At 40.2% G+C, this 25,021-nt stretch carries 21 protein-coding genes, 2 tRNA genes and 1 pseudogene; 12 read left to right on the top strand and 12 right to left on the bottom strand.

Annotated features, from left to right (window positions below; genetic code table 11):
• Positions 1 to 323 precede the first annotated feature (323 nt).
• From QT327_RS13710 to QT327_RS13680, 7 genes and pseudogenes are all read left to right on the top strand, one after another.
• Positions 324 to 1,563: pseudogene (locus QT327_RS13710) on the top strand (nucleoside permease).
• An 85-nt stretch (positions 1,564 to 1,648) separates the two neighbouring features.
• Positions 1,649 to 3,328 carry a GMC oxidoreductase gene (locus QT327_RS13705; RefSeq protein WP_013666897.1) on the top strand — a complete coding sequence of 560 codons (1,680 nt, stop codon included), beginning with the start codon at positions 1,649 to 1,651 and terminating at the stop codon, positions 3,326 to 3,328.
• Positions 3,329 to 3,346: 18 nt separating this feature from the next.
• Entirely contained in the window at positions 3,347 to 4,804 is a 1,458-nt protein-coding gene (locus QT327_RS13700) for a Gfo/Idh/MocA family protein (protein WP_013666896.1), read from the top strand.
• 23 nt (positions 4,805 to 4,827) lie between these two features.
• Entirely contained in the window at positions 4,828 to 5,397 is a 570-nt protein-coding gene (locus QT327_RS13695; protein WP_130856014.1) for a gluconate 2-dehydrogenase subunit 3 family protein, read from the top strand.
• Positions 5,398 to 5,498: 101 nt separating this feature from the next.
• Complete coding sequence (locus QT327_RS13690) at positions 5,499 to 5,858, top strand: tRNA1(Val) (adenine(37)-N6)-methyltransferase (protein ID WP_289553084.1); 360 nt, start codon at positions 5,499 to 5,501, stop codon at positions 5,856 to 5,858.
• Positions 5,855 to 6,223 (top strand): hypothetical protein, encoded by a 369-nt coding sequence (locus QT327_RS13685; RefSeq protein WP_289553083.1) that lies wholly within the window; start codon positions 5,855 to 5,857, stop codon positions 6,221 to 6,223. The genes QT327_RS13690 and QT327_RS13685 overlap by 4 nt, the downstream gene beginning before the upstream one ends.
• Positions 6,224 to 6,248: 25 nt before the next feature.
• The gene (locus tag QT327_RS13680; RefSeq protein ID WP_289553082.1) at positions 6,249 to 6,569 is read left to right on the top strand and encodes an isopentenyl-diphosphate Delta-isomerase; all 321 of its coding nucleotides are present in this window, start codon (positions 6,249 to 6,251) and stop codon (positions 6,567 to 6,569) included.
• A 327-nt stretch (positions 6,570 to 6,896) separates the two neighbouring features.
• On the opposite strand, the gene QT327_RS13670 is transcribed toward QT327_RS13680, so the two are convergent.
• Positions 6,897 to 6,979, bottom strand: a tRNA-Leu gene (locus tag QT327_RS13670).
• Positions 6,980 to 7,001: 22 nt separating this feature from the next.
• Positions 7,002 to 7,084 (bottom strand) — tRNA-Leu (locus QT327_RS13665).
• A 215-nt stretch (positions 7,085 to 7,299) separates the two neighbouring features.
• On the opposite strand from QT327_RS13665, the gene QT327_RS13660 reads away from it, so the two are divergent.
• Complete coding sequence (locus QT327_RS13660) at positions 7,300 to 7,731, top strand: DUF2147 domain-containing protein (protein ID WP_130856015.1); 432 nt, start codon at positions 7,300 to 7,302, stop codon at positions 7,729 to 7,731.
• A gap of 66 nt (positions 7,732 to 7,797) precedes the next feature.
• On the opposite strand, the gene QT327_RS13655 is transcribed toward QT327_RS13660, so the two are convergent.
• The 9 genes from QT327_RS13655 to QT327_RS13615 all read right to left on the bottom strand — a co-directional run bounded on the left by QT327_RS13655 (position 7,798) and on the right by QT327_RS13615 (position 20,524).
• Positions 7,798 to 10,974, bottom strand: a complete 3,177-nt coding sequence (locus QT327_RS13655; protein ID WP_013666891.1) for an efflux RND transporter permease subunit — start codon at positions 10,972 to 10,974, stop codon at positions 7,798 to 7,800.
• 17 nt (positions 10,975 to 10,991) lie between these two features.
• Complete coding sequence (locus tag QT327_RS13650; RefSeq protein WP_130856016.1) at positions 10,992 to 12,164, bottom strand: efflux RND transporter periplasmic adaptor subunit; 1,173 nt, start codon at positions 12,162 to 12,164, stop codon at positions 10,992 to 10,994.
• A 17-nt stretch (positions 12,165 to 12,181) separates the two neighbouring features.
• Positions 12,182 to 13,513: a TolC family protein gene (locus tag QT327_RS13645; protein ID WP_013666889.1), complete on the bottom strand. Its 1,332-nt coding sequence runs from the start codon at positions 13,511 to 13,513 to the stop codon at positions 12,182 to 12,184.
• A gap of 32 nt (positions 13,514 to 13,545) precedes the next feature.
• Positions 13,546 to 14,118, bottom strand: a complete 573-nt coding sequence (locus QT327_RS13640) for a TetR/AcrR family transcriptional regulator (protein WP_049795052.1) — start codon at positions 14,116 to 14,118, stop codon at positions 13,546 to 13,548.
• A gap of 124 nt (positions 14,119 to 14,242) precedes the next feature.
• On the bottom strand, positions 14,243 to 15,028 hold the full coding sequence (locus QT327_RS13635) for an enoyl-CoA hydratase/isomerase family protein (RefSeq protein ID WP_130856018.1): 786 nt from the start codon (positions 15,026 to 15,028) through the stop codon (positions 14,243 to 14,245).
• Positions 15,029 to 15,217: 189 nt separating this feature from the next.
• Positions 15,218 to 17,908 carry a TonB-dependent receptor gene (locus QT327_RS13630; protein ID WP_289553081.1) on the bottom strand — a complete coding sequence of 897 codons (2,691 nt, stop codon included), beginning with the start codon at positions 17,906 to 17,908 and terminating at the stop codon, positions 15,218 to 15,220.
• A gap of 120 nt (positions 17,909 to 18,028) precedes the next feature.
• Positions 18,029 to 18,829 (bottom strand): GLPGLI family protein, encoded by an 801-nt coding sequence (locus QT327_RS13625; protein ID WP_289553080.1) that lies wholly within the window; start codon positions 18,827 to 18,829, stop codon positions 18,029 to 18,031.
• Between the two features lie 103 nt (positions 18,830 to 18,932).
• Entirely contained in the window at positions 18,933 to 20,156 is a 1,224-nt protein-coding gene (locus QT327_RS13620) for a M56 family metallopeptidase (RefSeq protein ID WP_289553078.1), read from the bottom strand.
• A 2-nt stretch (positions 20,157 to 20,158) separates the two neighbouring features.
• Positions 20,159 to 20,524, bottom strand: coding sequence for a BlaI/MecI/CopY family transcriptional regulator (locus tag QT327_RS13615; protein WP_013666883.1), 366 nt, complete (start codon positions 20,522 to 20,524; stop codon positions 20,159 to 20,161).
• A 190-nt stretch (positions 20,525 to 20,714) separates the two neighbouring features.
• Here QT327_RS13615 and QT327_RS13610 point away from each other — a divergent pair, with 190 nt between their 5' ends.
• Together QT327_RS13610 and QT327_RS13605 are read left to right on the top strand one after the other, a co-directional pair.
• The gene (locus tag QT327_RS13610; RefSeq protein WP_289553076.1) at positions 20,715 to 21,245 is read left to right on the top strand and encodes a DUF3347 domain-containing protein; all 531 of its coding nucleotides are present in this window, start codon (positions 20,715 to 20,717) and stop codon (positions 21,243 to 21,245) included.
• A gap of 120 nt (positions 21,246 to 21,365) precedes the next feature.
• On the top strand, positions 21,366 to 22,652 hold the full coding sequence (locus tag QT327_RS13605) for a citrate synthase (protein WP_130856023.1): 1,287 nt from the start codon (positions 21,366 to 21,368) through the stop codon (positions 22,650 to 22,652).
• A 54-nt stretch (positions 22,653 to 22,706) separates the two neighbouring features.
• On the opposite strand, the gene QT327_RS13600 is transcribed toward QT327_RS13605, so the two are convergent.
• Positions 22,707 to 22,925 (bottom strand): hypothetical protein, encoded by a 219-nt coding sequence (locus tag QT327_RS13600; protein ID WP_130856024.1) that lies wholly within the window; start codon positions 22,923 to 22,925, stop codon positions 22,707 to 22,709.
• A 113-nt stretch (positions 22,926 to 23,038) separates the two neighbouring features.
• Here QT327_RS13600 and QT327_RS13595 point away from each other — a divergent pair, with 113 nt between their 5' ends.
• Both QT327_RS13595 and QT327_RS13590 read left to right on the top strand, forming a co-directional pair.
• The gene (locus QT327_RS13595) at positions 23,039 to 24,217 is read left to right on the top strand and encodes a prolipoprotein diacylglyceryl transferase (RefSeq protein ID WP_289553075.1); all 1,179 of its coding nucleotides are present in this window, start codon (positions 23,039 to 23,041) and stop codon (positions 24,215 to 24,217) included.
• Positions 24,210 to 25,004 (top strand): inositol monophosphatase family protein, encoded by a 795-nt coding sequence (locus QT327_RS13590; protein WP_289553074.1) that lies wholly within the window; start codon positions 24,210 to 24,212, stop codon positions 25,002 to 25,004. The genes QT327_RS13595 and QT327_RS13590 overlap by 8 nt, the downstream gene beginning before the upstream one ends.
• Positions 25,005 to 25,021 lie beyond the last annotated feature (17 nt).

Below are 25,021 nucleotides of genomic sequence, written 5' to 3'. Positions count from 1 at the left end.
AATCCGCAGTGTAGAAACACCCCCTTAGTGTATTTTGTACAAGCTGATTATCAACAAGTTCTGCTAAAACCTTCATTATTAACAATAAATCCAACGCTTTTGTCGTTTCAATAAAGTTCAAATAAATTTTACAAGCATTTTGGTTTTTTTAAAAATTCGACTACATTTAGTAAATTTTAGCTGAAACATTTCTACCATAAAGTAGGGAAGGTGTTAAATAAAATAACCAGTAAAGCTAACAGAGACTGTTTAAAACCAACAATTTAAATGATAAGAATTAAATATTTTATTAACGCAACCAGAATCTTATACTAACCCACCTTATGAACACTATTACTCGTGCAAAATTGTCATTCATGATGTTTCTGGAATTTTTTATCTGGGGAGCATGGTTCGTGACCTTAGGAACATTTCTAAATATTAACTTAAATGCATCTGGACTGGAAAGCGCCAATGTCTTTTCCACACAATCTTTTGGTGCCATCATTGCACCTTTTATTATTGGTTTAATTGCCGACCGCTACTTTAATGCTGAACGGATTCTCGGTGTACTTCATTTAATCGGTGCCTTTTTGATGTACCAAATGTATAGTGCCCCTGATGTCAGTGTATTTTATCCCTACGTACTGGCGTATATGATCGGCTATATGCCTACCTTGGCGTTGGTAAACTCCGTTTCGTTCCGCCAAATGCAAAATCCTGAAAAAGAATTCTCTTCTATTCGTGTTTGGGGTACAATTGGTTGGATCATTGCAGGCCTAGTTATCAGCTATGTATTCCATTGGGACTCGGGTGATAATTTAAAAGCAGGCGCCTTGAAAAACACCTTTTTAATGGCCGGAATAGCGTCTTTAGTTTTGGGGCTATATAGTTTTATCCTTCCTAAAACTCCTCCGGTTGCACGCGAAGCAGGTGAAAAAAGCAGTATCTCGGAGATTTTAGGTTTAGACGCACTAAAACTCCTCAACAAAAAAGACTTTCTGATATTTTTTATTTCGGCTATTCTTATTTGTATTCCCCTGGCCTTCTATTACCAGAATGCGAATCCATTCCTATCAGATATTGGTTTACCAAATCCAACCGGTAAAATGGCTATTGGCCAGATATCGGAAGCATTCTTCCTACTGCTTCTTCCAGTTTTTTTTTAGCCGTTTTGGATTTAAAAAAACCATTTTGTTCGGAATGCTGGCGTGGGCGATAAGGTATGCTTTATTTGCATATGGCAACGCTAATGAACTTTCGTTCATGCTTATTATCGGTATTGCACTTCATGGAATATGTTACGACTTTTTCTTTGTTTCCGGTCAAATTTATACCGATGCTCGCGCAGGCGAAAAGTATAAATCATCCGCTCAAGGACTGGTTACATTAGCAACCTATGGAGTGGGAATGCTTATCGGTTTTTGGGTGGCAGGCTTTGTCACAGAACATTATAAAGCAGCAGCGGTGGATAATTTATGGCAACATGTCTGGATCGTACCGGCATCGATAGCCGCTATAATATTTGTATTATTTGCACTTTTCTTTAAAGAAAAGAAAGAGATCCATGCAATCAGTGAATAACTTATTAAAATAAACATGGACTTACCAGGCAAAGAAATAGCACATTACTAACGAATACTAAAACGACAAATAAACTAAATCAATTATGGCAGATAATGTATATGATGCGATAGTAATCGGATCAGGTATCAGCGGAGGCTGGGCAGCCAAAGAATTAACAGAGAAAGGGCTCAAAACAATTATGTTGGAGCGCGGCAGGAACATCGAACACATAAAGGATTACGAAAGCCCCAATAAGAACCCTTGGGATTTCCCTCACCGCGGTGGCAGAACGCAAAAAATGATTGAAGATTATCCGGTATTGAAGAGGGATTATCCCCTCAACGAAACGAATTTAAATTATTGGGTAAACGAAAAAGAAAGCCCGTACGTTGAGATAAAACGATTCGACTGGTATAGGGGTTATCACGTAGGTGGACGCTCATTAATGTGGGGCCGCCAAAGCTATCGTTGGAGCGATCTTGATTTCGAAGCGAATTTGAAAGATGGAATAGCGGTCGACTGGCCAATAAGATATAAGGATATTGCGCCGTGGTATAGCTATGCCGAAAAATTTGCGGGTATCAGTGGAAATCGGGATGGATTGGCCGTGTTGCCTGATGGTGACTTTATGCCGCCGATGGAAATGAACGTGGTAGAAAAGGATGTTGCCGCACGGATTAAACAGCATTTTGGTGGAAAAAGACATTTTATTATTGGTCGTACAGCGAATATCACGGTTCCGCACAATGGACGCGTAAATTGCCAATACCAGAATAAATGTTGGTTAGGATGTAATTTTGGCGCTTATTTCAGCACGCAGTCCGCAACGTTACCAGCCGCTGTAAAAACAGGTAATTTAACGGTTAGACCTTGGTCAATTGTAACTAAAATCATCTATGATAAAGATACTAAAAAGGCCAAAGGTGTAGAGGTGCTGGATGCGCAGAACAATCAGACATACGAATATTTTGCTAAGATCATCTTTGTAAATGCGTCCGCACTAAATTCTGCTTGGGTATTAATGAACTCAGCAACAGATGTTTGGGAAGGCGGGCTTGGAAGCAGCAGCGGTGAATTGGGACATAATGTGATGGACCACCATTTAGGTGTTGGAGCTAGTGGAAGAGTCGAAGGCTTCGAAGATAAATATTATTTTGGGCGCAGAGCAAATGGTTTATACATCCCTCGCTTCCAAAACGTCGATGGTGATAAGAGAGATTACTTACGAGGATTTGGCTATCAAGGTGGTGCCAGTAGACAAGGGTGGAGTAGGAATGTCGCTGAAATGAATATTGGTGCTGACTTCAAAGATGAATTATGTGAACCTGGATCATGGACAATTGGTTTCGGTGGATTCGGTGAAATATTACCTTATCATGAAAACAAAATCACGTTGGATAAGGAGAAAAAAGATAAGTGGGGTCTTCCTGTACTGGCGTTCGACGTAGAAATTAAAGAGAATGAACTAAAAATGCGTAAGGACATGGCCGAAGAGGCAAAAGCAATGCTGGAAGCCGTTGGTGTAAAGGATGTCTTTACCTACGATCGCGAGTATGGTTTCGGTCAGGGAATCCATGAAATGGGAACAGCACGCATGGGTAGAGATCCTAAAACTTCCGTATTGAACGGAAATAATCAAGTATGGGATGCTCCTAACGTTTTTGTAACAGATGGTGCTTGTATGACCTCTGCGGCTTGCGTGAATCCTTCGCTTACGTATATGGCTTTAACTGCACGTGCCGCTGACTTTGCTGTGAAGGAGTTGAAAAAGGGAAATATTTAACAACCAATTTATTTAATCATGTCTGATACTAATAAAAATAACAAATCACAAACAAATGAATCCAGAAGGAGCTTTATAAAAGCCGGTGCTTTAGCAGCGGCTGGATTTATGATTGTTCCTAGACACGTTTTAGGAGGATCCGGTTTTATTGCGCCAAGCGATAAACTACAGGTTGCAGGTATTGGTGTAGGTGGTAAAGGATCAAGTGATATCAATGCTTTTTTTGAGAGCGGAAAAGCGGATATCGCCTTTTTATGTGACGTAGATGATAGAAGAGCTGCAGGGTCTGTAAAAAAATTCCCGAAGGCAAAATACTACAAAGATTATAGGGAAATGCTTGACAAAGAGCATAAGCATATAGACGCTGTTTCTGTATCAACTCCCGATCATAATCATGCTATTCAGGCACTCGCAGCCATGCAGTTGGGAAAACACGTATATGTTCAAAAACCGTTAACTCATGATGTTTGGGAAGCGCGCGTATTAACCGATGCTGCAAAGAAATATAAGGTAGTAACTCAAATGGGTAATCAAGGAGCCTCAAATGACGGCCCAAGGCAAGCCCGCGAATGGTATGAGGCCGGAATTATCGGTGATGTGCATACGGTATACTGCTGGACAGACAGACCGGTATGGCCTTCTGGAATTCAGTGGCCTACACAAAAGGCTGAAATTCCTAAAGAATTAAATTGGGATCTTTGGTTAGGCACCGCACCTCAAAAGGATTATGTGGATAAATTGGTTCCATTTAACTGGCGTGGATGGTGGGATTACGGAACCGGTGCATTGGGAGACATGGGCTGTCACTTACTAGAGCTACCATTCAGCGTATTGGGTCTTAGTTATGTACAAGATGTTCAGGCAAGTGTAGGTACCGTATATGTAGATGAATTTAAACGAGGGTATTTCCCTGAGAGTTGTCCTCCTTCAAGTCATGCTACGCTTACCTTCCCGAAAGGCACTAGAACCAACGGGCCCGTAACATTACATTGGATGGACGGGGGTATTCAACCGGAAAGACCCGAGGAGCTGGAACCTAATGAGATTTATGGCGATGGTGGAAACGGAATTCTATTGATCGGTACCAAAGGAAAAATTCTAGCCGACACTTACGGAAAAAATGCACGTCTTCTTCCAACGTCAAAAACAGCAACTGTCAATGTACCAAAGAAGTACGATCGCGTTGTCGGTCAAGAGGGAGGACATTATGCGCAATGGGTGGAGTCTTGTATCGCCGGGTACGGAAAGAAACCGGTGAGCTCACCCTTTGAAATTGCCGGACCACTTACCGAGGCTTTGCTAATGGCTAATTTAGCAATTAGAGGTGCCGACTTGCGCATCAATAATCAATATCCGGGCCGCAACATTAAATTGGTTTGGGATAACAATGCGATGAAGGTGACGAACTTTGACGAAGTGAATCAATTCGTTAAACGAAACTACCGTTCAGGCTGGGATGTAAAATACACAATATAAAAACCGTTAAATAAACTAAAGATATGAATAGAAGAGAAGCCTTGACCCGAGTAGCTTGGATAATGGGAGGCACTGTAATCGGTGCTAATCTCTTTCTTGAGGGCTGTACTCGCCCTGCATCGAAAGATGTAGAAAGCTTATTCAAAGAGGATCAAATAGACTATTTAGGTGATATTGCCGAAACCATTTTACCTAAAACATCCAGCCCGGGTGCAAAAGAGGCGGGCGTGGGTGCATTTATACCAGTAATGGTGCGCGACTGCTACACCAAAGAAGATCAAAAAGTATTTCTAGAAGGATTGGGAAAACTGGAAGATGCTTCAAAAGCTAAATACAGTAAGAAATTCCAGGAATTATCTAAAGAAGAACGCACCAGCTTGCTGACCGAAATTGATAAGGAAGCAAAAGAATACGGGAAGAACAAAAAAGAGGGGGATGCTAACCACTACTTTAGCATGATTAAGCAACTTACCTTACTGGGTTTCTTTACCTCTGAATTAGGAGCTACCAAAGCCCTAAGATATGTTAAAATACCAGGTCGTTACGATGGTAATTTACCTTATAAAAAGGGAGATAAGGCCTGGGCAACCTAGAATTAGTAAGCGCGAAAATAGAGAGCAACCCTCAACAGGTTGCTCTTTTTTATGTCGTACCGTTGGAGAATACTTTTTACTGGAGTAAATAATAATGCCTTATGGATACCAAATCACCCGTCCTATTTAGATTCAAGCAATTTCATGTAGAACAAACCAATGCTACCATGAAAATAAATACGGATGGCGTATTGTTAGGAGCCTTGGCTGACCATCCGTCACCCAACCGGATATTGGATATCGGATCAGGTACGGGAGTGATAGCAATGATGATGGCACAGCGGTTTCCACATGCTATAATTGACGCCGTTGAAAAAGATGAATTAGCAGCACAGTTATCGGATAAAAACTTTAAGAATTCTATTTTTTTCAATCGAATTCGAGCGCATTGTACGCTTTTTCAAGAGTTTGCCCCACCAGCGTTATACGACTTGATTGTTAGTAATCCACCCTTTTTTTGAACGCACTTCAAAATCCTGATAAGCGAAAGTCCATTGCTAGACACACAGATGCATCCTTTTATCGCGAATTGATACAAAAAGCTTGGAGTTGGCTCAATGATGGCGGACAGTTACAACTTGTCCTCCCACCAGTCATCAGCACTAGTGTCCGGGAATATGCGGATAAGTTAACAGATTTTCATCCTGCTAAAGCAATCCATATAAAGTCATTTGAAAGCGAAGACGCCTTCAGACAAATTATATGTCTAAGAAAGGGGGAGCGAATGCAACCCAATGAAGATACGATCTTTACAATATATAAAGAAAGGGGTATATACTCCAACGCTTATAAAGAACTTTTGAAACCTTTTTTTGTTAATTTTTAATGCGTTAAACTTAGATACAGGGCCAATGAAAGAAGTTATATTAGTTAATGAGCAGGATGAAGCAGTCGGTAAAATGGAAAAGCTGGAAGCGCATCAAAAGGGTTTATTACATCGAGCCTTTAGCATTTTTGTTTTTAATACCGCAGGCGAACTGCTTTTACAAAGAAGGGCTTTGAATAAATATCATAGCGGGGGCTTATGGACAAATACTTGCTGTAGCCATCCTTTACCAAATGAAGATACACTTATCGCCGCTCAAAACAGATTACAAGAGGAGATGGGATTTCAAACGACACTGAGACCCCTCTTTTCCTTTTATATAAAACGTCTTTTCACAATGGCTTAGTTGAACACGAATTCGATCATGTTTATGTAGGTGAGTTTAGTGGAGAAATTATACCAAATAGGGAAGAAGTTATGGATTACCAATGGATCGCTTATCAAAATCTTGAACAAATGATTAAGTCAAGCCCGGACGCTTTCACTTTTTGGTTTTTGGAAGTATACGAACGTGTTTTTAAGGAGTATAACAAAAAAAGCTAACTTCTCAACCAGCCCCATGTAGCATAGCACGCGGTGCCTAAGTCTTTACGTTAAAAAGGCACGCTCAAGTTAACTCGGCGCGCCTTCTTAATGTAAAGCCCTTGCGAAAGCAAGCGTACTATAAGAGCTGTGCGGAAGAGCAGATTCGAACTGCCACGCCCTTAGGGCGCCACCCCCTCAAGATGGTGCGTCTACCAATTTCGCCACTTCCGCATAATCAAACTACGATCATTTGTGCCCAGGGAGGGACTCGAACCCTCAAGAGCCGAGCTCAACGGCTTCTGAGACCGCAACGTTTACCAATTTCGCCACCTGGGCGTGGCTGCAAATATAGTACTTGTATTTGGTTCAAAAAATTTTTCTTATCATCAAATTCACTAAATTTCGTAAGAAACTCTTTCACAAAGTATTATTTTTTTAAGGATGGAAAACAAATAGGAGACTATACAGTTAATCCGTAAAGAGATGATTACTATGCATGCATAATTTATGTAGAATATTACTATATTTATCCTAGACTAAAATGCTAAATCATGAAAAATCTAACATTATTTGCGGTATTCATGCTACTGGTAAGTAGTGTCTTTGCCCAAAATCACAATGGAATATTAGGAAAGTGGCAAAACCCAAGCGGTGAAGGAAGGATCGAGATAACAAAAAAGGGAGAAAAATACTACGGAACCCTATATTGGCTAAAGCAACCCAATGATGAAAACGGCCAGCCTAAAAAAGATAAAAAGAATCCGGACGAGACAAAAAGATCGAGAACCATACAAGGAAGCCAAATATTGGAAGGCTTTACCGCTAAAGAGAACGGTTTATACGATGGGGGGACGATATATGATCCAAAATCGGGCAAAACATATAGTTGTAAAATGACCTTAAAAGGTGACAAGCTCGATATTCGCGGTTTTGTTGGTTTAAGCCTATTAGGTCGAACAGAAACATGGACGCGCGTAAAGTAGATGCAACTATTAAAAAAGAAAAGGGCCTCATGTAAAATGAGGCCCTTTTCTTTAGGAGACCGATTTTTAATCTTCGGAGTGAAGCATGTCTTTGTGATCGTCTGGGTTATAGTTAGCTTGTAATTCGGCCAACTTCTTTTTTCCGTAAGCCAAACGCGTAATCAAAACAAACAATACCGGCACAAAGAAGATGGCTAATAGCGTGGCTGCCAACATTCCGCCAAATACGGTCCAACCGATAGTTTGGCGTGATACGGCACCTGCGCCGCTCGATAACATCAATGGTATAATACCTAATATAAAAGCCATAGACGTCATCACAATCGGGCGTAACCTTAACTTGACAGCATCAATGGTTGCGGCAATTAGTTCCATTCCCATATCGACCCTTTCTTTGGCAAATTCCACAATTAAGATAGCGTTCTTCGCCGCTAAACCAATCAAGGTGACCAAACCAATTTGAGCATAGATATTATTATCCAGCTTGGGGAGGAAGGTAAGCGCAAGAATCGCTCCGAACACTCCAACAGGCACCGACATCAAGATAGAAAACGGAACCGACCAGCTTTCATAAAGTGCCGCCAGTAACAGGAAAACGAAAATAATACAAAGCGCAAATATCATGACTGTCTTATTTCCCGACTCAAGTTCCTGCAAACTTAAACCTGCAAAGCTGTAGGTGTAACCCGTAGGGAGCGTTTGAGCAGCAACTTCTTTTAATGCATTCAAAGCGTCACCACTACTGTAGCCAGGTGCTGCATTACCACTGACCTCTATAGCACGAAAGATGTTAAAGTGATTGATAATTGACGGATTCTCAACAACTTTATAATCTACCAAGGTCCCGAGCGGAACCGACGTCCCTTTCGTGTTTTTCACATACAGATTATTGATATCTTCGATATGTTTTCTGAAGTTCGTATCGGCTTGGGTTACAACACGGAACGTACGTCCATACAATACAAAGTCGTTAATATAGCTACTACCGAAATAAGCCGATATAGTTCCGTAAACTGAATTAATCGGAACCCCCATCTTCTTTGCTTGCTCTCTATTTACTTCTACACGATAGTTGGGTGTTTTGGTATTAAATAGCGAATAGGCCATGGCTATTTCGGGGCGTTGGTTAGCCGCCATCAAGAATTTACCGACAACACCCTCAAAGGCTTTGATATCGCCTGCTTGCTGTTCTTCAATCTCCATAGTAAAACCGCCCGTAGTACCCAAACCTGGGATAGGAGGGGGAGCAACGGCTATTAAGCTACCTTTGGTATTGGCCATATATTTTCCCATCAACTGTCCTGTTATTTCGGTAACAGAACGATGGCGTTCCTCCCATGGCTTCAACTGTACAAAACAAGTCGCCGCACTCGATTTAAAAGCCCGGTTAAGGATATTGATACCGGAGATCGCAGTGATATTTTGTACCTCAGGAACCTCCTTTTGTATATACTTGGTAATTTCGTCCAAGTATTCGTTTGTTCGAGCTGCAGAAGCGCCTTCGGGTAGGGAAATCCCCATAAAGAAAACACCGGCATCCTCTTGCGGTATAAAACCGCTCGGCTTGGCTGTAAATAAGCCGTAGGTCCCCACAAAGATACAAATAAGTAAAATCATCACTAACGGCGTCTTCTTGATGCACCATTGCACGCCCCTTGAGTACTTTTGTGTAACACGATGGAACCAAGAGTTGAACAAATAGAATATGCGATCCAATCCTTTCGAATCCTTATCCAATTTCATTGGCTTTAACATTAATGAGCATAAGGCAGGTGTAAGGGAAAGGGCGATAAAAGCAGACAATAAAACCGAAACGGCAATAGTGATCGCAAACTGTTGATACAATTTACCCACCATGCCCGGTATAAAGCCCACCGGCACAAACACCGCTGCCAATATCAAAGCGATCGCAATAACAGGTGCAGTAATATCCTTCATCGCTTTCTGGGTAGCCTCTTTAGCCGAAAGGTGTTCATTGTCGATATAATGTTGCACAGCCTCCACCACCACAATCGCGTCATCCACCACAATACCGATCGCCAATACAAACGCCAACATTGTTAACGTGTTCACCGAAAAACCTAAAAGAATGAAGAAAATAAATGTACCAACAATAGATACCGGAATTGCTAACACCGGAATCAGAGTAGCTCGCCAGCTTTGAAGGAAAACAAATACCACGATGGTTACGAGCACCAATGCTTCTACCAGTGTATGAATCACGGAGCTAATGGATGCTTTTACCATTGAGATCGTTTCATAAGAAATCACATAATCCACGTCATCGGGGAATGATTTCTTAAGAGTTTCCAATGCCTGTTGAATACCCTCTGCAGTTTCTACTGCATTACCACCAGGCATTTGATTAATCATCATCATGGATGCAACCTGCCCATTCACCTTCGAGGATGTACTATAAGCAAACTCGCCCAATTCAATACGGGCCACGTCTCGTAGATAAACTAAAGACCCATCCGCATTGGTTTTAACGATGATATTTTCGAACTGCTCCGGTGTAATCAAATCGCCGTCAAGAATCACGTTAAATTCGAAAGCTTGAGAAGACGATTGCGGTTTCGCTCCGACACTACCACCCGGTATCCGTAGATTCTGCTCTTGGATAGCGGCGCTGACGTCTGCGGGTGTTAAGCTTAATCGCGACAATTTATCGGCGTCCAACCAAACGCGCATACTGAACGGTTGACCAAACGCTTGCACATCACCAACACCAGCTACACGTAAAAGTGCGTCTTTTACATAGATTTGAATGTAGTTTGACAGGAATTTTTCATCATGTGTTCCTTTTGGAGACACCAAACCTGCAACCATCAATATATCGTTATTAGCTTTCCGGGTAATAATTCCCAGACGCCTAACAGCTTCGGGGAGAGCCGGCTCGGCAATACCAACCCGGTTTTGGACATCCAGTGTCGCTATATCTATATCGGTACCTACGTCAAATGTTACAGTGATAGATGAACGACCGTCTGACGTACTATTTGATTGCAAATAGGTCATGCCCGGCGTACCGTTAATTTGACTCTCAATTGGTGTCGTTACAGTTTGCTCTACCGTGGCCGCATCAGCCCCTGTATAAGTACCTGTAACGGTAACGGTAGGAGGCGCCACATCCGGATACTGGCTAATAGGAAGCGTAGTAATCGCAATTGCTCCTATAAGAACTATTAATACAGAGATGACAATTGCGGTTACCGGCCTTTTTATAAATACTTCAGATATCATGTTTCGCTTATTATAAACTATTTCTTACTTGAACCTTGTCCCTGACCTTGCGGAGCTTGTGCTTCCATTTTGCTTTGATCTACTACTTTCGCTCCAGGTTGAAGATTTTGTGTTCCTTCCACAACGATTTGCTGACCCGCCTGCAGCCCCTCATTGATCACTACCTTGTCAGCGATTTTTTGTCCCAATTTCACAGGTTGTTGTATAACGGTACTGCTATCCGTTACTACATAAACTTTAAACTCGCCGAGTTGCTCAATCACAGCCTGATACGGAATAATTGGCATCTTTGTAGTTGAATTTGCTGCTACCAACACATTAGCATTCATTCCTGCTCTCAAAACATTACTTGGATTGTCAAAAGTTGCCCTTACTGTAATAGTTCCTGTCGACGGATCAACAGCCCGATCAATAGCGGTCACTCTTCCCGGTTTTTCATAAGTGTTATTTCCTGATAACTGGAGCGTAATAACCGAATCTTTCAGGGATGCAGCGCTATTGCTCTGTAAGTCCACAAACTGTTTGATATCCCTTTCATTAACAGCGAAATCTACAGCAATTGGGTTGGTGGACGAAATGGTGTTAATAAGTGTTGTACCTGCGGATACCAAGGCTCCAGTACGTACCTGAGAAATACCAATCGTTCCATTGAAAGGGGCCCGAATAACGGAACGCTCTAAATCTGTGCTTGCTGAAGTTAATGCTGCTCTAGCAGACATAACCTGTGCTTGTGCATTATTTAAATCGGTCATTGCATAATCCAATGTCTGCTTGGCAATCGCATCTTGTTCAGCCAATCGCTTATAACGCTCCACGTCTCTATTTACCTTATTTAAATTAGCTTCTGCAATCGCTAAGTTTGCTTTTGCTTGTTCCTGGGCCGCTTGATAACGTGTACGATCAATCTCATATAATTTTTGTCCCTTCGTTACAGTTGCACCATCCGGTACCAATATCGCTGTAATATAACCATTCACTTCCGCTCGCAATTCGGTTTGGTTAAGTGCTACTACAGTTCCCGGGAAATTATTGATTCCTTTCACAATTTCCTCAGGAACGGAGGCTATAGCCACTGGAACAGGTCCACCGGCACCAGGTCGTTGTTGGCCTTGCTGATTCTTATTGCCACAGGAAGATAATACCAAACTTCCAGATAAAACGGCTAAAAAATGTATTAAATTTCTATTCATGTTATTTCGATTTATTGCTATTTATAAGAGATATTACCAAGGGCCTGTTGTACATCTAATTTACCCGATAGAACGGCGTATAAGGCATTTAAATAATTTATTTGTGTTGTACGTAGGTCTGTTTCAGCGGTCATTAAATCTAAGTAAGTTTTAATTCCCTCATCATATTGCAGTTTGATGGTATTATAAACTTCCTTTGAAAGTTCCACGTTTTCCTTGGCTGTCTTCCAGTCATTTAAATTTGCCTTATAAGTAGCCAATGCTTGCTGATGCTGTGTATTGATTTGATTTCTCAAATTAGTAATATCCCAATCGATACGCTTTTCCTGTAACTTTGATTTCCTGATTTCCTGTATACGTTTTGTCCCTTGAAAAATAGGAAAAGAAAGTGTTACACCAAGTACCGAACGCGGATAATCAACATCATAAAGGCTAGATAACCCGTTGTTGGTGCGCCAGTCCCAAGCATAATTGTAAAAAGCTGATAAATTAGGCAAAAAAGTCCATTTATTATATTGGGTATTGATTTGTTGCAAACGCTGCTGAGTTAGCAATTGTTGAAATTCAATGCGTCTTTCAAATTGCAGAAGTTGGGTGGTGTCAACCAACATTTCGTTTTCCATCGTCTTTCCATCGTACGATAAATCCAAAGGTTGGTTAACGTCAACGCCAATCAGCTCTTTTAAATAGGCATATTTATACTTAAGCATTTCCACCGTACGCTTTCTTTCTGCTTCGGTATTGCTCAAAGTAATTTGTGCTCTCTTATAGTCCGTTTTATCAACAAGCCCGGTCTCATAACGAGCATTCGCATCCGCTAACTGCTTTTTCGTTCTCGCTATATTCTCATCAATAATTTTTATCTGTTCTTCACTGGTCAATACATCATAAAAAGCCTTACTAACAGCCACTGTAATGTTAATCCGACTGTTTTCGGTATTTTGTGCATTCTGTAACTTCACATACCGAGCAGCTTTGGATGCCTGTAACAACGATGGATCCAGAATCTTCTGATCTGCCTGAAGTACTACCGCGGAAGTATGTTTCTGGCCAAATTGAATTACCTGATCTCCGATTACGTTTGTCGGAATTTTAACATTATAATTATAAGAAGCGTTAGCGCTTATTTGTGGAAACCAGCCGGATAATGCAGATGCTATATCTCTCTTGCCAATTTCTTCGTCGATCAAGGCCTGCTGAACGCTTGCCTGATTCTTCAAAGCAAAATCAATACACTCCTGCAAAGTGGCATTTTGCGAAATGCTATTATTAACTTGCGCGGTATCTTGTGCCTTGGCGCTAAAACCCGTAAGCAACAAAACCAATAAACTTAAATAGGTATACTTCATATGTTATTTATAAACTATCTATAGGTAATTAACTATATTTTAAGACCGTCCCACATGATGGAAGCCATGGCCTTTAATTCACTCTCTGTAAAATTGTGGTAACCGTTATTCTGCTTCTTAGCGGCGATTATTAATCCTCCCATAAATACCGAACTCACAATATGAATTCCATATTTTTTTAAGAAGCCGGCTTCCATTCCGCTCGTAAAAAAACTAGAGAAATTATCCTCATAGAACTGACTTTCCGTCGACTGCACAATGCGTTGAAAAGGACTGGAATAAAATTGCTCCATAAACGACAGCACCTTTGGATATTTCACAAAATATTGAAACAAATTGATCCATATACTTTTAAATCGTTCACTGTAATTATCCATTGAGCGATCTTTTATCCTAAAAATTTCATGCGAGATGCTATCTCTTACATAATCAAATAATTCCAGAATAATCGCATCCTTCGAGTCAAAGTAATGATAAATCGTACCTGCCGCAACTCCCGCTTTTTTTGACAACATACTCATCGGAACCCCGAGCAAGCCGTGCTCTTCAATCAATTCAAGCATGTTATCTAATATAACCTGCTTCTTCTCTGACGTATTTTCCAATTCAATCGAACGTTTATTCGGGAGCAAAAGTACTAATTATTTGTTACCTCGATATTACACTAAAAATAAGTACCGAAATATGATATTGATTTTACAATTGGTAATAAGCCCTACCACAACGCATTTAGCGGGCTTTATTGTCAAACTTAATTTTATTTATGGCTTCTTTTGTTTGTGTGTCTACAATTAGTTTGCCGCTTATTTCGGCTTGAGATAGCAACAATGAATCCCAATGTTTGGTTTCATTCCAAAGGTATTTTTTTATTTCGCAAAGCGCTATGAATGAATAATCAGCTAATTGCTTGCAAAAATTTTCCACTGTGCTATCTAATGCTTCTATATCGTCTAATACGGATTGGTACAATCCTCGTTCAGCGGCCCAGTACGCGCTCTTAAAGCTTAATGGATTAAAAGCTAATTCGGTAAATGCACTTAGTCCGACCTTCCGCTGTACTGCAGGCGCTATAACAAAGGGGCCTATCCCGATCGATAGCTCACTCAGTTTTACAGAAGCATCTTTCGTAGCAAAACAATAATCGCATGCAGCGGCTAAACCAACTGCTCCTCCTATCGCTTTTCCTTGAATCCGACCAATAACCGGTTGTCGAGCTAAACGGATAGCATTAATTACCTTGGCAAAACCGGAAAAGAAAAGCTTTCCTTCTTCTTCGCTTTTAATGGTCAATAGCTCATCGAAATTGGCGCCGGCACAAAATGTCTTTTCTCCTTCGCTTTTTAACACGATGACATGAATGGACTCGTTTTTTCCGAACTTATCAATCGATTGGGCCAACTGGTTAAGAAGGGAAGAGGGGAGTGCGTTATGATTAGGATGGTAAAAGCTTATGGTAGCGATCTTGCCATTTATAACGCTTGTAATCGTTCCCGACTCGCTTTTTAATTTGCTCATATCTTTAGATTTACGATGACATGGATTTTATTAATTTATTAACAGTAAACGCGTTTACTGTTTCCAACAGCCGAATAACAAAGTAAAGAAATAGGTCGGTAGAAACCAAAAGTAGTTATGGGCTCCCATAGCAATTCCGTCCTTATTTCTTGGAAATCAGGTTATAATATCGACTGATGTCGGACACTACTAGAAATTAAACGAATATTTGAAAACTGCCATTCTCCCCCTTAAGTCGTAAAGACTGTACCAGATATTATTGGCATTTATATGATAGCTTTCATAACCCCTCACATTAGCCAGATTTGTCAGATTTAATTCAAGATCCGACTTCAGTTTAACAAGCTTTAAACGAAAATTGGCATCCATGAAAAAATAGGTTAGCCTATTATTTTGCTTGATGGATTGATAACGGCCTGCTATATTAACAAACAGATTTTTACCAATATAGAACACGAATTGCACGTGCTGATCATCGTATTGCATATATTGTTCGGGCAAAACAGACGTGATTCCATTCGTTATTACTTTGCTGCTCAACCACGTTCTTGTCGCCCGATAATTAAAAGAGACCCAGCTCCATAAACGAGCTTCAAAATTCGGACTTAAGGAAAAAGTTCGGTTATTATAGGGAAATAGCTCATTGTTTATTATTTGATTATAGCGTGTAGTGCTCCAAGAAGCCCGAATTTTCGCCGCAGACCCTAAAGCAAAGATAAACTTACTAATTTCTATATGCGTATTCAGTGTACTTACATTGTTTTCAAGCGGCAGTAGTACGGTTTGGGATATATTTTGATTTACCACATTAGACGCAATCGTATTGGCTATTGATTTGTTCCAATTTAAGCCTGCATTCATAAAGAGCATCGCAATACTCCTTTGGAAATTATATTGCAATCCCACGTTGTGGCTACTCCGCTCCTGCAGACCGGCATTATTGACCTGTATAGTTCGGTAATTGGTTAGAATCGCTCCACGGTAGATACCGCCTATGTTACCCATGTGATTCGAATAAGTGTAATTGGTAGAAAGGTAATCTTCCTGGTTGACCATCCACTTTAATCGCAAAGCAGGGTTAAACAATAATTGATATTGATTACGCACAAGCATAAAGTAGGGGTCTTTGTATCCAATCCGTTGACCGGCAAGTGGAAGAGCGAGCGAAGTTTCCCATCTTCGTGCTTTATATTCGTAGTTAGCTTCCGCATAGAGCCTATGTCGGCTCCATTGCAAGTCATTGTCTTTACTCCCGGCAAAAGCGAGTGTTCGACCGTCATCCTGATTCAGCCGCAATACCGATTCCAAATGCTGTAACTCATTCAAAACACCTAGCCTATAATGCTGCTTGACTTTATTTTTTACTAAACCATAACTTAATGATAGACGGTTAAACCAGGTTGGTGTTTGTACAGATTGAGTGGTCGACTGATAAGCAACACTATCGTTTAATATCGGCGCATTTACACCCGGTTGTAAGAACAACTGTTGAGGTAGATTGGAGTAATTGACGTACCAAGTAAGCTGAATTACGTTTCTATTATGCAATTCAGGAATATATTCCAAACGATTCGAAAGATCTCGGACTTTGCTTGTTAAACGTAGGTTTAAGGCAGCACCATTATTGAACATATTCGCGTCGGCGCGATCGCCCGAATAAGAAAAACGTAGTTCATTCTTAAAATAATGGCTTTTTTTATTGGCTTCTGCACTTAAAGTAAAGTCGGCCAGAAAAGGATGTCGAAACAAAGCTTGTCGCTCACTGTAATGAATAGTATCTTCACCTAAATAAGTATCGCTCAAACCATTATAATTCAGTTGATTCCGATCCACCAATATATTAATAGTTGACTTAAGCTGTAATCCATTTCTAAGATTCAGCAGGTTATTGGCATTAACGGCCACTGACTCATTTAAATAGTAACGCGGCTTTGGTAAATTCGGAGTTCCGACTGTACCTGTGGATAATAGGGCATCCGGACGCTCATTTCCTATCGTGGATAATATAACAGATCGATTAAAAGCCGTAAAATCCAATGATAGATCCTCTCCGATATTATTTCCTTTCATCACATTAAGCATCTTATATTTCTTATTAAATAAGATGCCGTTTATTTCACTATCGTATTGGTGCGGTAAACCAAGACCAAGCTTGGCCTGTCCCGTCATTTTGAGCTTAACGTCCTCTTTAATTACCAAATTCAGTGCTACCTGATCACTCGATACTTTATTCTGGAGTATTTTAATGGGTTGATGATTCTGCATAACTTCAACATTCTTCACCATACCATGGGGGATCGTTTTTGATCCGATAACGTAACGGTCGGCAAGAAGGTCATCTCCGTCGATGTACAGACTGGAAATACTTTTTCCGTTGTACTTGATTTCGCCGTTGTCCGCGACTTCTATACCAGGTAGGCGCTTTAAGACTTCTCCGATAGAACGATCCTCGCCTTTCGCAAAATTGCTCACCTGATAGCTCAGGGTATCGCCTCGACGCCGAATCGAGGGTTTGCTTTTTACTTCTACCTGAGAAAGATCGATTGTTTGCTCTTCTAATATAATCTTATAAAAATCTTGCCCATTTAACGATAAACGAACCTGCTTATAACCAAGATGGCGTATTTCTAAGACCAAATGATTGTTATTTGCGGTATCAGGCAAGGCAATCATGAAATTCCCTTGAGCATCACTTATTTTAAAACTGACAACACGGTTATCCCTATTTTTAATAACAACATTGGCGTAAGCGACATCCTTCCCATCTTTTGTTTGCAACCGGCCCTGAACCGCTTGTTTCTGGGCAAATAACAAAAAAGGAAAAATCAATAAAAGAAAGGTAGTTAAGCTTACTTCCCATGGATATATCTTCGAAACCATGAAAAAGAACTGGACAGCCCGAGTCACTCATTTATTTTGTTAATTCGATCGGATTATTGTCAGTGTTAGAAACTCCTCCTGCATTTTTGTTCACATTGATGGATTTAATTTTACCGGGATCTATTGAACTAAATGCATCCTCTTTTTAGGTAATCCGCTGATTACATTCGCTGCATTGGAGCGCCCTCCTTGTCCCTGCACATCCATAAACGTCTGCCTGTTTTCTTTAAATACTTTTAATAAACGATCTAACGCCTCTTGATTTATTTCAATATAATCGGTTGTTGTTCCTATCTGTAAATTTACATGGTCCAATTTCTCAAACCCAACAAAATGGAATACCACTTCCTTTTTGCTATCAGCCACATCAAGAATTAATCCAGGTAAACCATGCAACTTCCAAGGACCAAAAGAAAAAGGTAATTCCGGCGAAAACCAAGCGGTATAGGTTCGACCTTTAAATGATACGGTAGCTTTCTGACAATTATATCCTCCAATTGTTAGGGTATCGTCATTAATTTTCCAATCTAATTGGGGATAAGGTTCATCTAAAATATACTGGTTTTGCATCAGCCGATATATTCTTTTCAGTGCCCGGGTATTGGACACAAAATAGAACGATTCATTGGTAGAACTCCCTTTGCTCACCAAGTTGATATTACCGTCAAAAGAGGGGTTGGCAACCTGCTCTTCCATTTGTCTGTTGATTTCCTCTTCTGCGTTTGACGTAAAGAAAGACCGGTTAATGCCGGCATAAAGTACCATCTCTTCTTCTTTCGGATGATCCCTATTAGCAGTATCGTTCACATGAATAAACTGATAACGTGCCCGTGCCAACACTGGTTCTGTTTCCTGTGCGTTCACTTTCACTATGAAGAAAAAACATACGACTCCTACATACCATAATTTGAGGTGCTTCATAATTTCATATTTATATTTTGCTAGTAACCTTAATTCAGGAAATCACCAAGGTCAACAGACGGCCTTTAACATATTTTCTTCGTGTAATCGCATCCAATATAGCTTACTTGTATTTCGTTGTGATCAATATAACTCCATTTTTGCCCATGCTACCATACATAGCTGTCGCCGCGCGATCTTTTAGGACGTTAATACTTGCTATGTCATTTGGATTGATTGCATTAATATCTTCGCCTTCTTTCAAGACGACACCATCAAGCACCAACAAAGGTTGCACTTGGTTTTTTGATCTGATAGTCAGCATTTTTGCTTTTTTCCTTCCATTTTGGAATGCTACTTTGGGAAGCTCCTTGGGGCGATCTTTTTCTTGAATTGCCGTACCTAACGTTTCTTCTTTTTCATGTTTATTGCCCGCGTTCGGTGTGACATGTGATAAACCGGCATTAATCAACTTACCATCTTCTTGATAAGCTTTGCTGATCGTAAACACCATCGCTGAAATAGTAATTGCAGGTACAATAAACACATACTTGCTGAGATGCAGTTGTGAAGATTTCTTTTTGTTCATCATCGCAATTCTTCGTTTTAAGGCGTTAAAATTGAAATGATTGCTAAGCTCCGGAGAAATAGTTCGACTGTTAAGATTAACAAGACTATATTGGTATTTTTTCTTGTCTACGCCGCTTTGGAGAACTTTATGGTCTGTTAAAAATTCTAAATTTTCTTTTATGGCCGAACGGGTCAACCAAATAATTGGATTAAACCAGCAGCATAGGCTAGCGATCTCTACAAGTAGCACATCAATGGTATGCAACTGTTTTACATGCTCTATTTCATGCTTCAGGATTTCTCTTAAATCACGTTCTGTGTGAAGCGATTTATTTAGATAAATGGATTTCCAAAAAGAAAAGGGAGGGATGTCTATCCATACTTGACGATACCGACAGCTTTCAAAAATGGCGACCGTTGATTTTTGATGAATCTTCGATAAACTAAACAATCGGAGAAGGAACCTCAAGGTTAGCAAAGCAACTACAGACGAAAATAACAAGGTAATAATATTCCATAAATCTACTTTGGGCGGTATGATAGACAGGAGATCGTCCCAAGTCATTATTTGCATTTCACTCCTTCCTGCAGAATTTTCTTTAGCAAAAAACATAGAAAGATCAACGAGCGGATACAAGGCAGAAAACAGGAGTCCCATGATAAAATAACATCTATTCAGAAGGTAAAAAGTTAGCTTCCGTAAGAACAGGTAGTAACCTCCGTAAAATAAGGCAATTGATAAATTAACCTTTAATAAATAATCGATCCATTCAGGCATAGCTAATCCTTATCTTGTTCATCAATCATTTTAATAATCTCTTTCAATTCCCGCGCACTGATTTTCTCTTCTTTCGCGAAAAAGGATACAAGTTCTTTATAAGAATTTCGAAAATACTCGCTTACAAATCCGTTCATAAACCCACGCTTGTATTCCTCTTCCGTAACAGTCGGTTCATATCGATAGGCATTGGCATATTTTACCGATCTAACAAAGCTTTTTCGTTCAAGGTTCTTCAGTGTAGATGCCAATGTTGTATAGGGAATTTTAGGATCGGGCATACTATCCAATAATTCTTTTACAAAGCCGCCTCCGTTTTTCCAAATCAACAGCATGGCTTCCTCTTCTTGTGCACTTAGTTTCTGCATAACTCTATGTTTATTTGGTAAATCTACGAAAATTTCGTAAAAAACAAAACATTATTGAAATAACGGATCTACGAGTCGGGTACAAAATGTTTATATTTGACTTCTTCATTGGTACAAATTGTTTTTAGTGAAACCGAAACTTGCCTATTATGTTAACAGCATAAGAAAGTTTCGACTTTAAATTGATCATATGAAACGAAGAAAAGGAATAAGTTCGTTGTTTTATACGGCATTGGCCATATTGTTTATTAGTTGTCATAGCGGCTCTAACAATAAGAGGCAGGATGCCGATACAACACGCGTGAGTGAACAAGGTATCGTGATAGAAAACGACACCTTGTCGCAAGTCTTTGCCGCTTATATAAAGGTAAAGGATGCACTGGTTGCCTCAGACCCTAAATTGGCAGGCGAAGCGTCCAACAGACTTTCAGAAAGCCTTAAAGGAATTCACGGTTGTGAAAATACAGCCATCTTGGCACAGGAGCTTGCCAATTCAACAGATTTAGCCTTACAGCGTTCGGCATTTTCGGCAATAAGCAAAGATCTGATCGACATGTATCAACGTCCTTCTTTAAGTGCGGGCAAAATTTATGTAATTCATTGCCCGATGTACAACAATAAAGCGGGCGGAGATTGGCTTTCTACCAGTCCGGAGATAAAAAACCCTTACTTTGGTGAAGAAATGTTAACCTGTGGAACTGTCACACAGGAAATTAAGTAGAATCGGGAATAAAATCGTGTCATCGCAAATTAATTTATCGTAAATAAATTGAAATATTTATAGGTTTCCCTATGTTTTAAGCCATTTTTTTTTAGTTTTGTTACAAACCATAGAATCATTATGTCAGAAAAAGTTTCTTTAAATATTGGAGATAAGCAGGTAGAGTTACCAATCATTACAGGTACAGAAAACGAGAAAGCAATAGATATTTCGAAAATTAGAGCAGAGACAGGATTTATAACGCTTGATCCGGGTTTTAAAAACACCGGTGCAACAACAAGTGCTATCACATATTTAGATGGCGAAGAAGGTATACTTCGTTATAGAGGCTATCCCATAGAGGAATTAGCTGAAAAATCAACCTTTCTGGAAGTGGCATACCTGTTGATATATGGAGAATTGCCAACCCAAGCTGAGTTTACTGATTTTCAGAATAAAGTAAGCCGACACACGCTTATCCATGAAGATATGAAGAAATTTTTCGAAGGTTTTCCTACCAAATCCCATCCGATGGGACAGCTGTCGGCCTTGGTAGGAGCTCTTTCAGCATTTTATCCGGAATCGCTAAACCCGGATGCCTCCGAGGAGGAAGACAATCTTACCATCATTAAACTACTTGCTAAGTTTCCAACCATTGTTTCATGGATTTATAAAAAGTCCTTGGGACACCCGGTCATATACCCAAAAAATAAGTTAGACTATGTAAGCAATTACCTGAACATGACTTTTGGTCAATTGACGGAAGAAGTCGAAATTGATCCAATTGTTACCTCAGCAATGAATAAACTACTCATTCTACACGCTGATCATGAACAAAATTGTTCAACATCAACCGTTAGAATCGTTGGATCTTCAAATGCCAACCTTTTCACTTCCATCTCTGCCGGTATTTCCGCGCTTTGGGGGCCGCTTCATGGCGGGGCTAATCAGGCCGTAATAGAAATGCTGGAGCGAATAAAAGAAGATGGCGGTGATTCGGAAAAATGGCTGGCTAAAGCAAAAGATAAAAACGATCCGTTCCGCCTAATGGGATTTGGCCATCGTGTATATAAGAACTTTGACCCGCGCGCTAAAATAATAAAAAAGGCATGTGATGATATTCTGGACAGTTTAGGAGTACAGGATCCCGTATTAAATATTGCGAAAAAACTGGAAGAAACCGCGCTAAGTGACCCCTATTTTGTGGATCGTAAGTTATATCCGAATGTAGATTTTTATTCCGGTATTATTTACCGGGCACTTGGCTTCCCTACGGATATGTTTACGGTGTTATTTGCCCTTGGCCGCTTGCCCGGTTGGATAGCGCAATGGAAAGAAATGCGTACAAACAAAGAACCAATTGGGCGCCCACGTCAAGTATATACAGGACATCCAAAACGTAATTTCGTTGCGATGAAAGACAGATAACCAGGGTTTAATAAATCATTTAACAAGAGAGGGGCTAACTAGAGTGCTCCTTTCTTATTTTGTACCCTTGTTCGCTTGACTAACTAACGCAATAATTCCCCCACCAATTAGAATGGCACCTAAGTAAGGTGGCCAGTTAACTTGCTTTTCCTTATCAGCATTGATTTCTACGGGACCTGCATCTACTACTTTTTCCTTTTTTGTATAACTGAAACCTGTCCAGATCAACATCACAGCTCCCACAATTATAAGTATAATACCTAGTACCTTCATCCGTCTTCGTTTTGATATAGTAAACAACAAAGCAATCGACATATAGTTTATAAGAAGGGTAGGCGCTCGCAAATCTTTTTCGTTTTTTGCATAAAAAAATTATCTTTAGCTTTATGTTTCCTACCTTATCTCATCTGATCGCATATCTTTTCGGGATATATATTCCATTGCCAATTCAGACATTTGGCTTATTTGTTGGCTTTGCCTTTCTGTCTGCATACTACATTTTTAAGGTTGAGCTTATACGTAAAGAACAACGGGGATTAATTATGCCTGTTAAGCAGGAGGTAAGGGTAGGAGAACCCGCACATACGGTTGAGATACTGATGAACGCATTGGTCGGGTTCATCATTGGTTATAAGCTAATACATGCTATTTTCAACTATGCCGATTTAGTTGATAACCCTCAAGCTTTCTTACTATCCACTAAAGGTTCCTTAACAGGTGGTGTGCTGCTGGGTATTCTATTTGGCTATTGGCTCTATAAAGATAAGAAGAAGCAAGAGCTTGCAGAAGATAAAATAGAAATACAACAGATACATCCCTATGAACTGATGAGCAAAATTTTAGTTTGGGCAGCCATTTGGGGCCTACTGGGGGCGAAGCTTTTCCATAACTTAGAGTATTGGGACGATTTTATACATAATCCGGTAGAAAGTCTCTTATCTTTTAGCGGACTTACTTTTTATGGTGGTATCCTGTTCGGTGGTGCAGCAGTTATTTATTACACCAAAAAACAGGGCATACATCCATTACATATGCTTGATGTGGGTGCTCCCGGCATGATGTTAGGTTACGCCGTTGGTCGTTTAGGTTGTCAGTTATCAGGGGATGGCGATTGGGGCATTGAGAATTTAGCTACTAAACCATCGAACCTTCAATGGATTCCCGATTGGGCTTGGGCATTTAAATTTCCTCATAACGTGATTAACGAAGGTGTGCCTATTGTAGGCTGTGAAGGTAAATTTTGCCATGAGCTACCGGTTGCCGTGTTTCCCACATCTTTTTACGAATTTTTGATGTGTCTTATCCTTTTTGCCTTACTTTGGTTTTTAAGGCAAAAAATACATACTGCCGGAATGCTCTTTTCTATTTATCTTATGTTAAATGGTGTCGAACGTTTTTCGATAGAACTAATCAGGGTAAATGCAAAATATCACCTTTTAGGAATATCATTTACGCAAGCTGAATTGATTTCCCTCGCCATGGTCCTGGTCGGACTTATCGGCGTTTTTTACACCCGGTCAAGAGCACAAAAAACTGCTTATTCCATTACGCAAAAATATGCTTAATTTATCTCAACTCACGCAACAAGTACGATCCATAGCGATCGAAGCGGCTAACTTTATCAGGCAGGAACGGTTAAGCTTTGATAAAAGTAAAATAGAGCAAAAGGGCCTTCACGACTTGGTTTCATATGTAGATAAAGGCGCTGAATTTATTATTGTAGAACGGCTCAAAGACTTATTACCGGAAGCAGGCTTTATCTCTGAAGAAAAAACGATCGTGAAGAAGGGCGACGTCTATAATTGGATCATAGACCCACTTGACGGAACTACCAATTTCATTCATGATATTCCCGCCTATTGTGTTAGCATTGCGCTTGCTCGTAATCGTCAACCTATTATAGGGGTTGTTTATGAAGTGACCAGCAAAGAATGTTATTATGCCTTTGAACAAGGAGGCGCATTTTTGAACGATCGCCGGATAAAAGTCTCTGCATCGACGACTTTATCCGACTCATTGCTCGCTACCGGTTTTCCTTTTTATAAATTTGAGTATCAAAATCAATACATCAATCTACTTAAACATTTAATGCAGCAATGCCGTGGCATTAGGAGAATCGGTTCAGCCGCCCTGGACTTGGCTTACGCTGCCGCAGGAAGATTCGATTGCTTCTTTGAATATAATCTGAATGACTACGATATGGCTGCCGGCGTATTGTTGGTTAAAGAAGCGGGTGGTATCGCTTATGATTTTGAGGGAAGTCAAGAGATGCTGGATAAAAGATCTGTTATTGCAGGCAATTTTGATATTACTAACCTCGTACTATCCGCAGTAAAAATGCACTTTAAATAAGAAGAGCCCGGTTTCTA

The sequence above is a fragment of the Olivibacter sp. 47 genome, assembly GCF_030372825.1.
GTDB lineage: Bacteria > Bacteroidota > Bacteroidia > Sphingobacteriales > Sphingobacteriaceae > Olivibacter > Olivibacter oleidegradans.
This window is presented reverse-complemented; position numbering and strand designations above follow the sequence as displayed.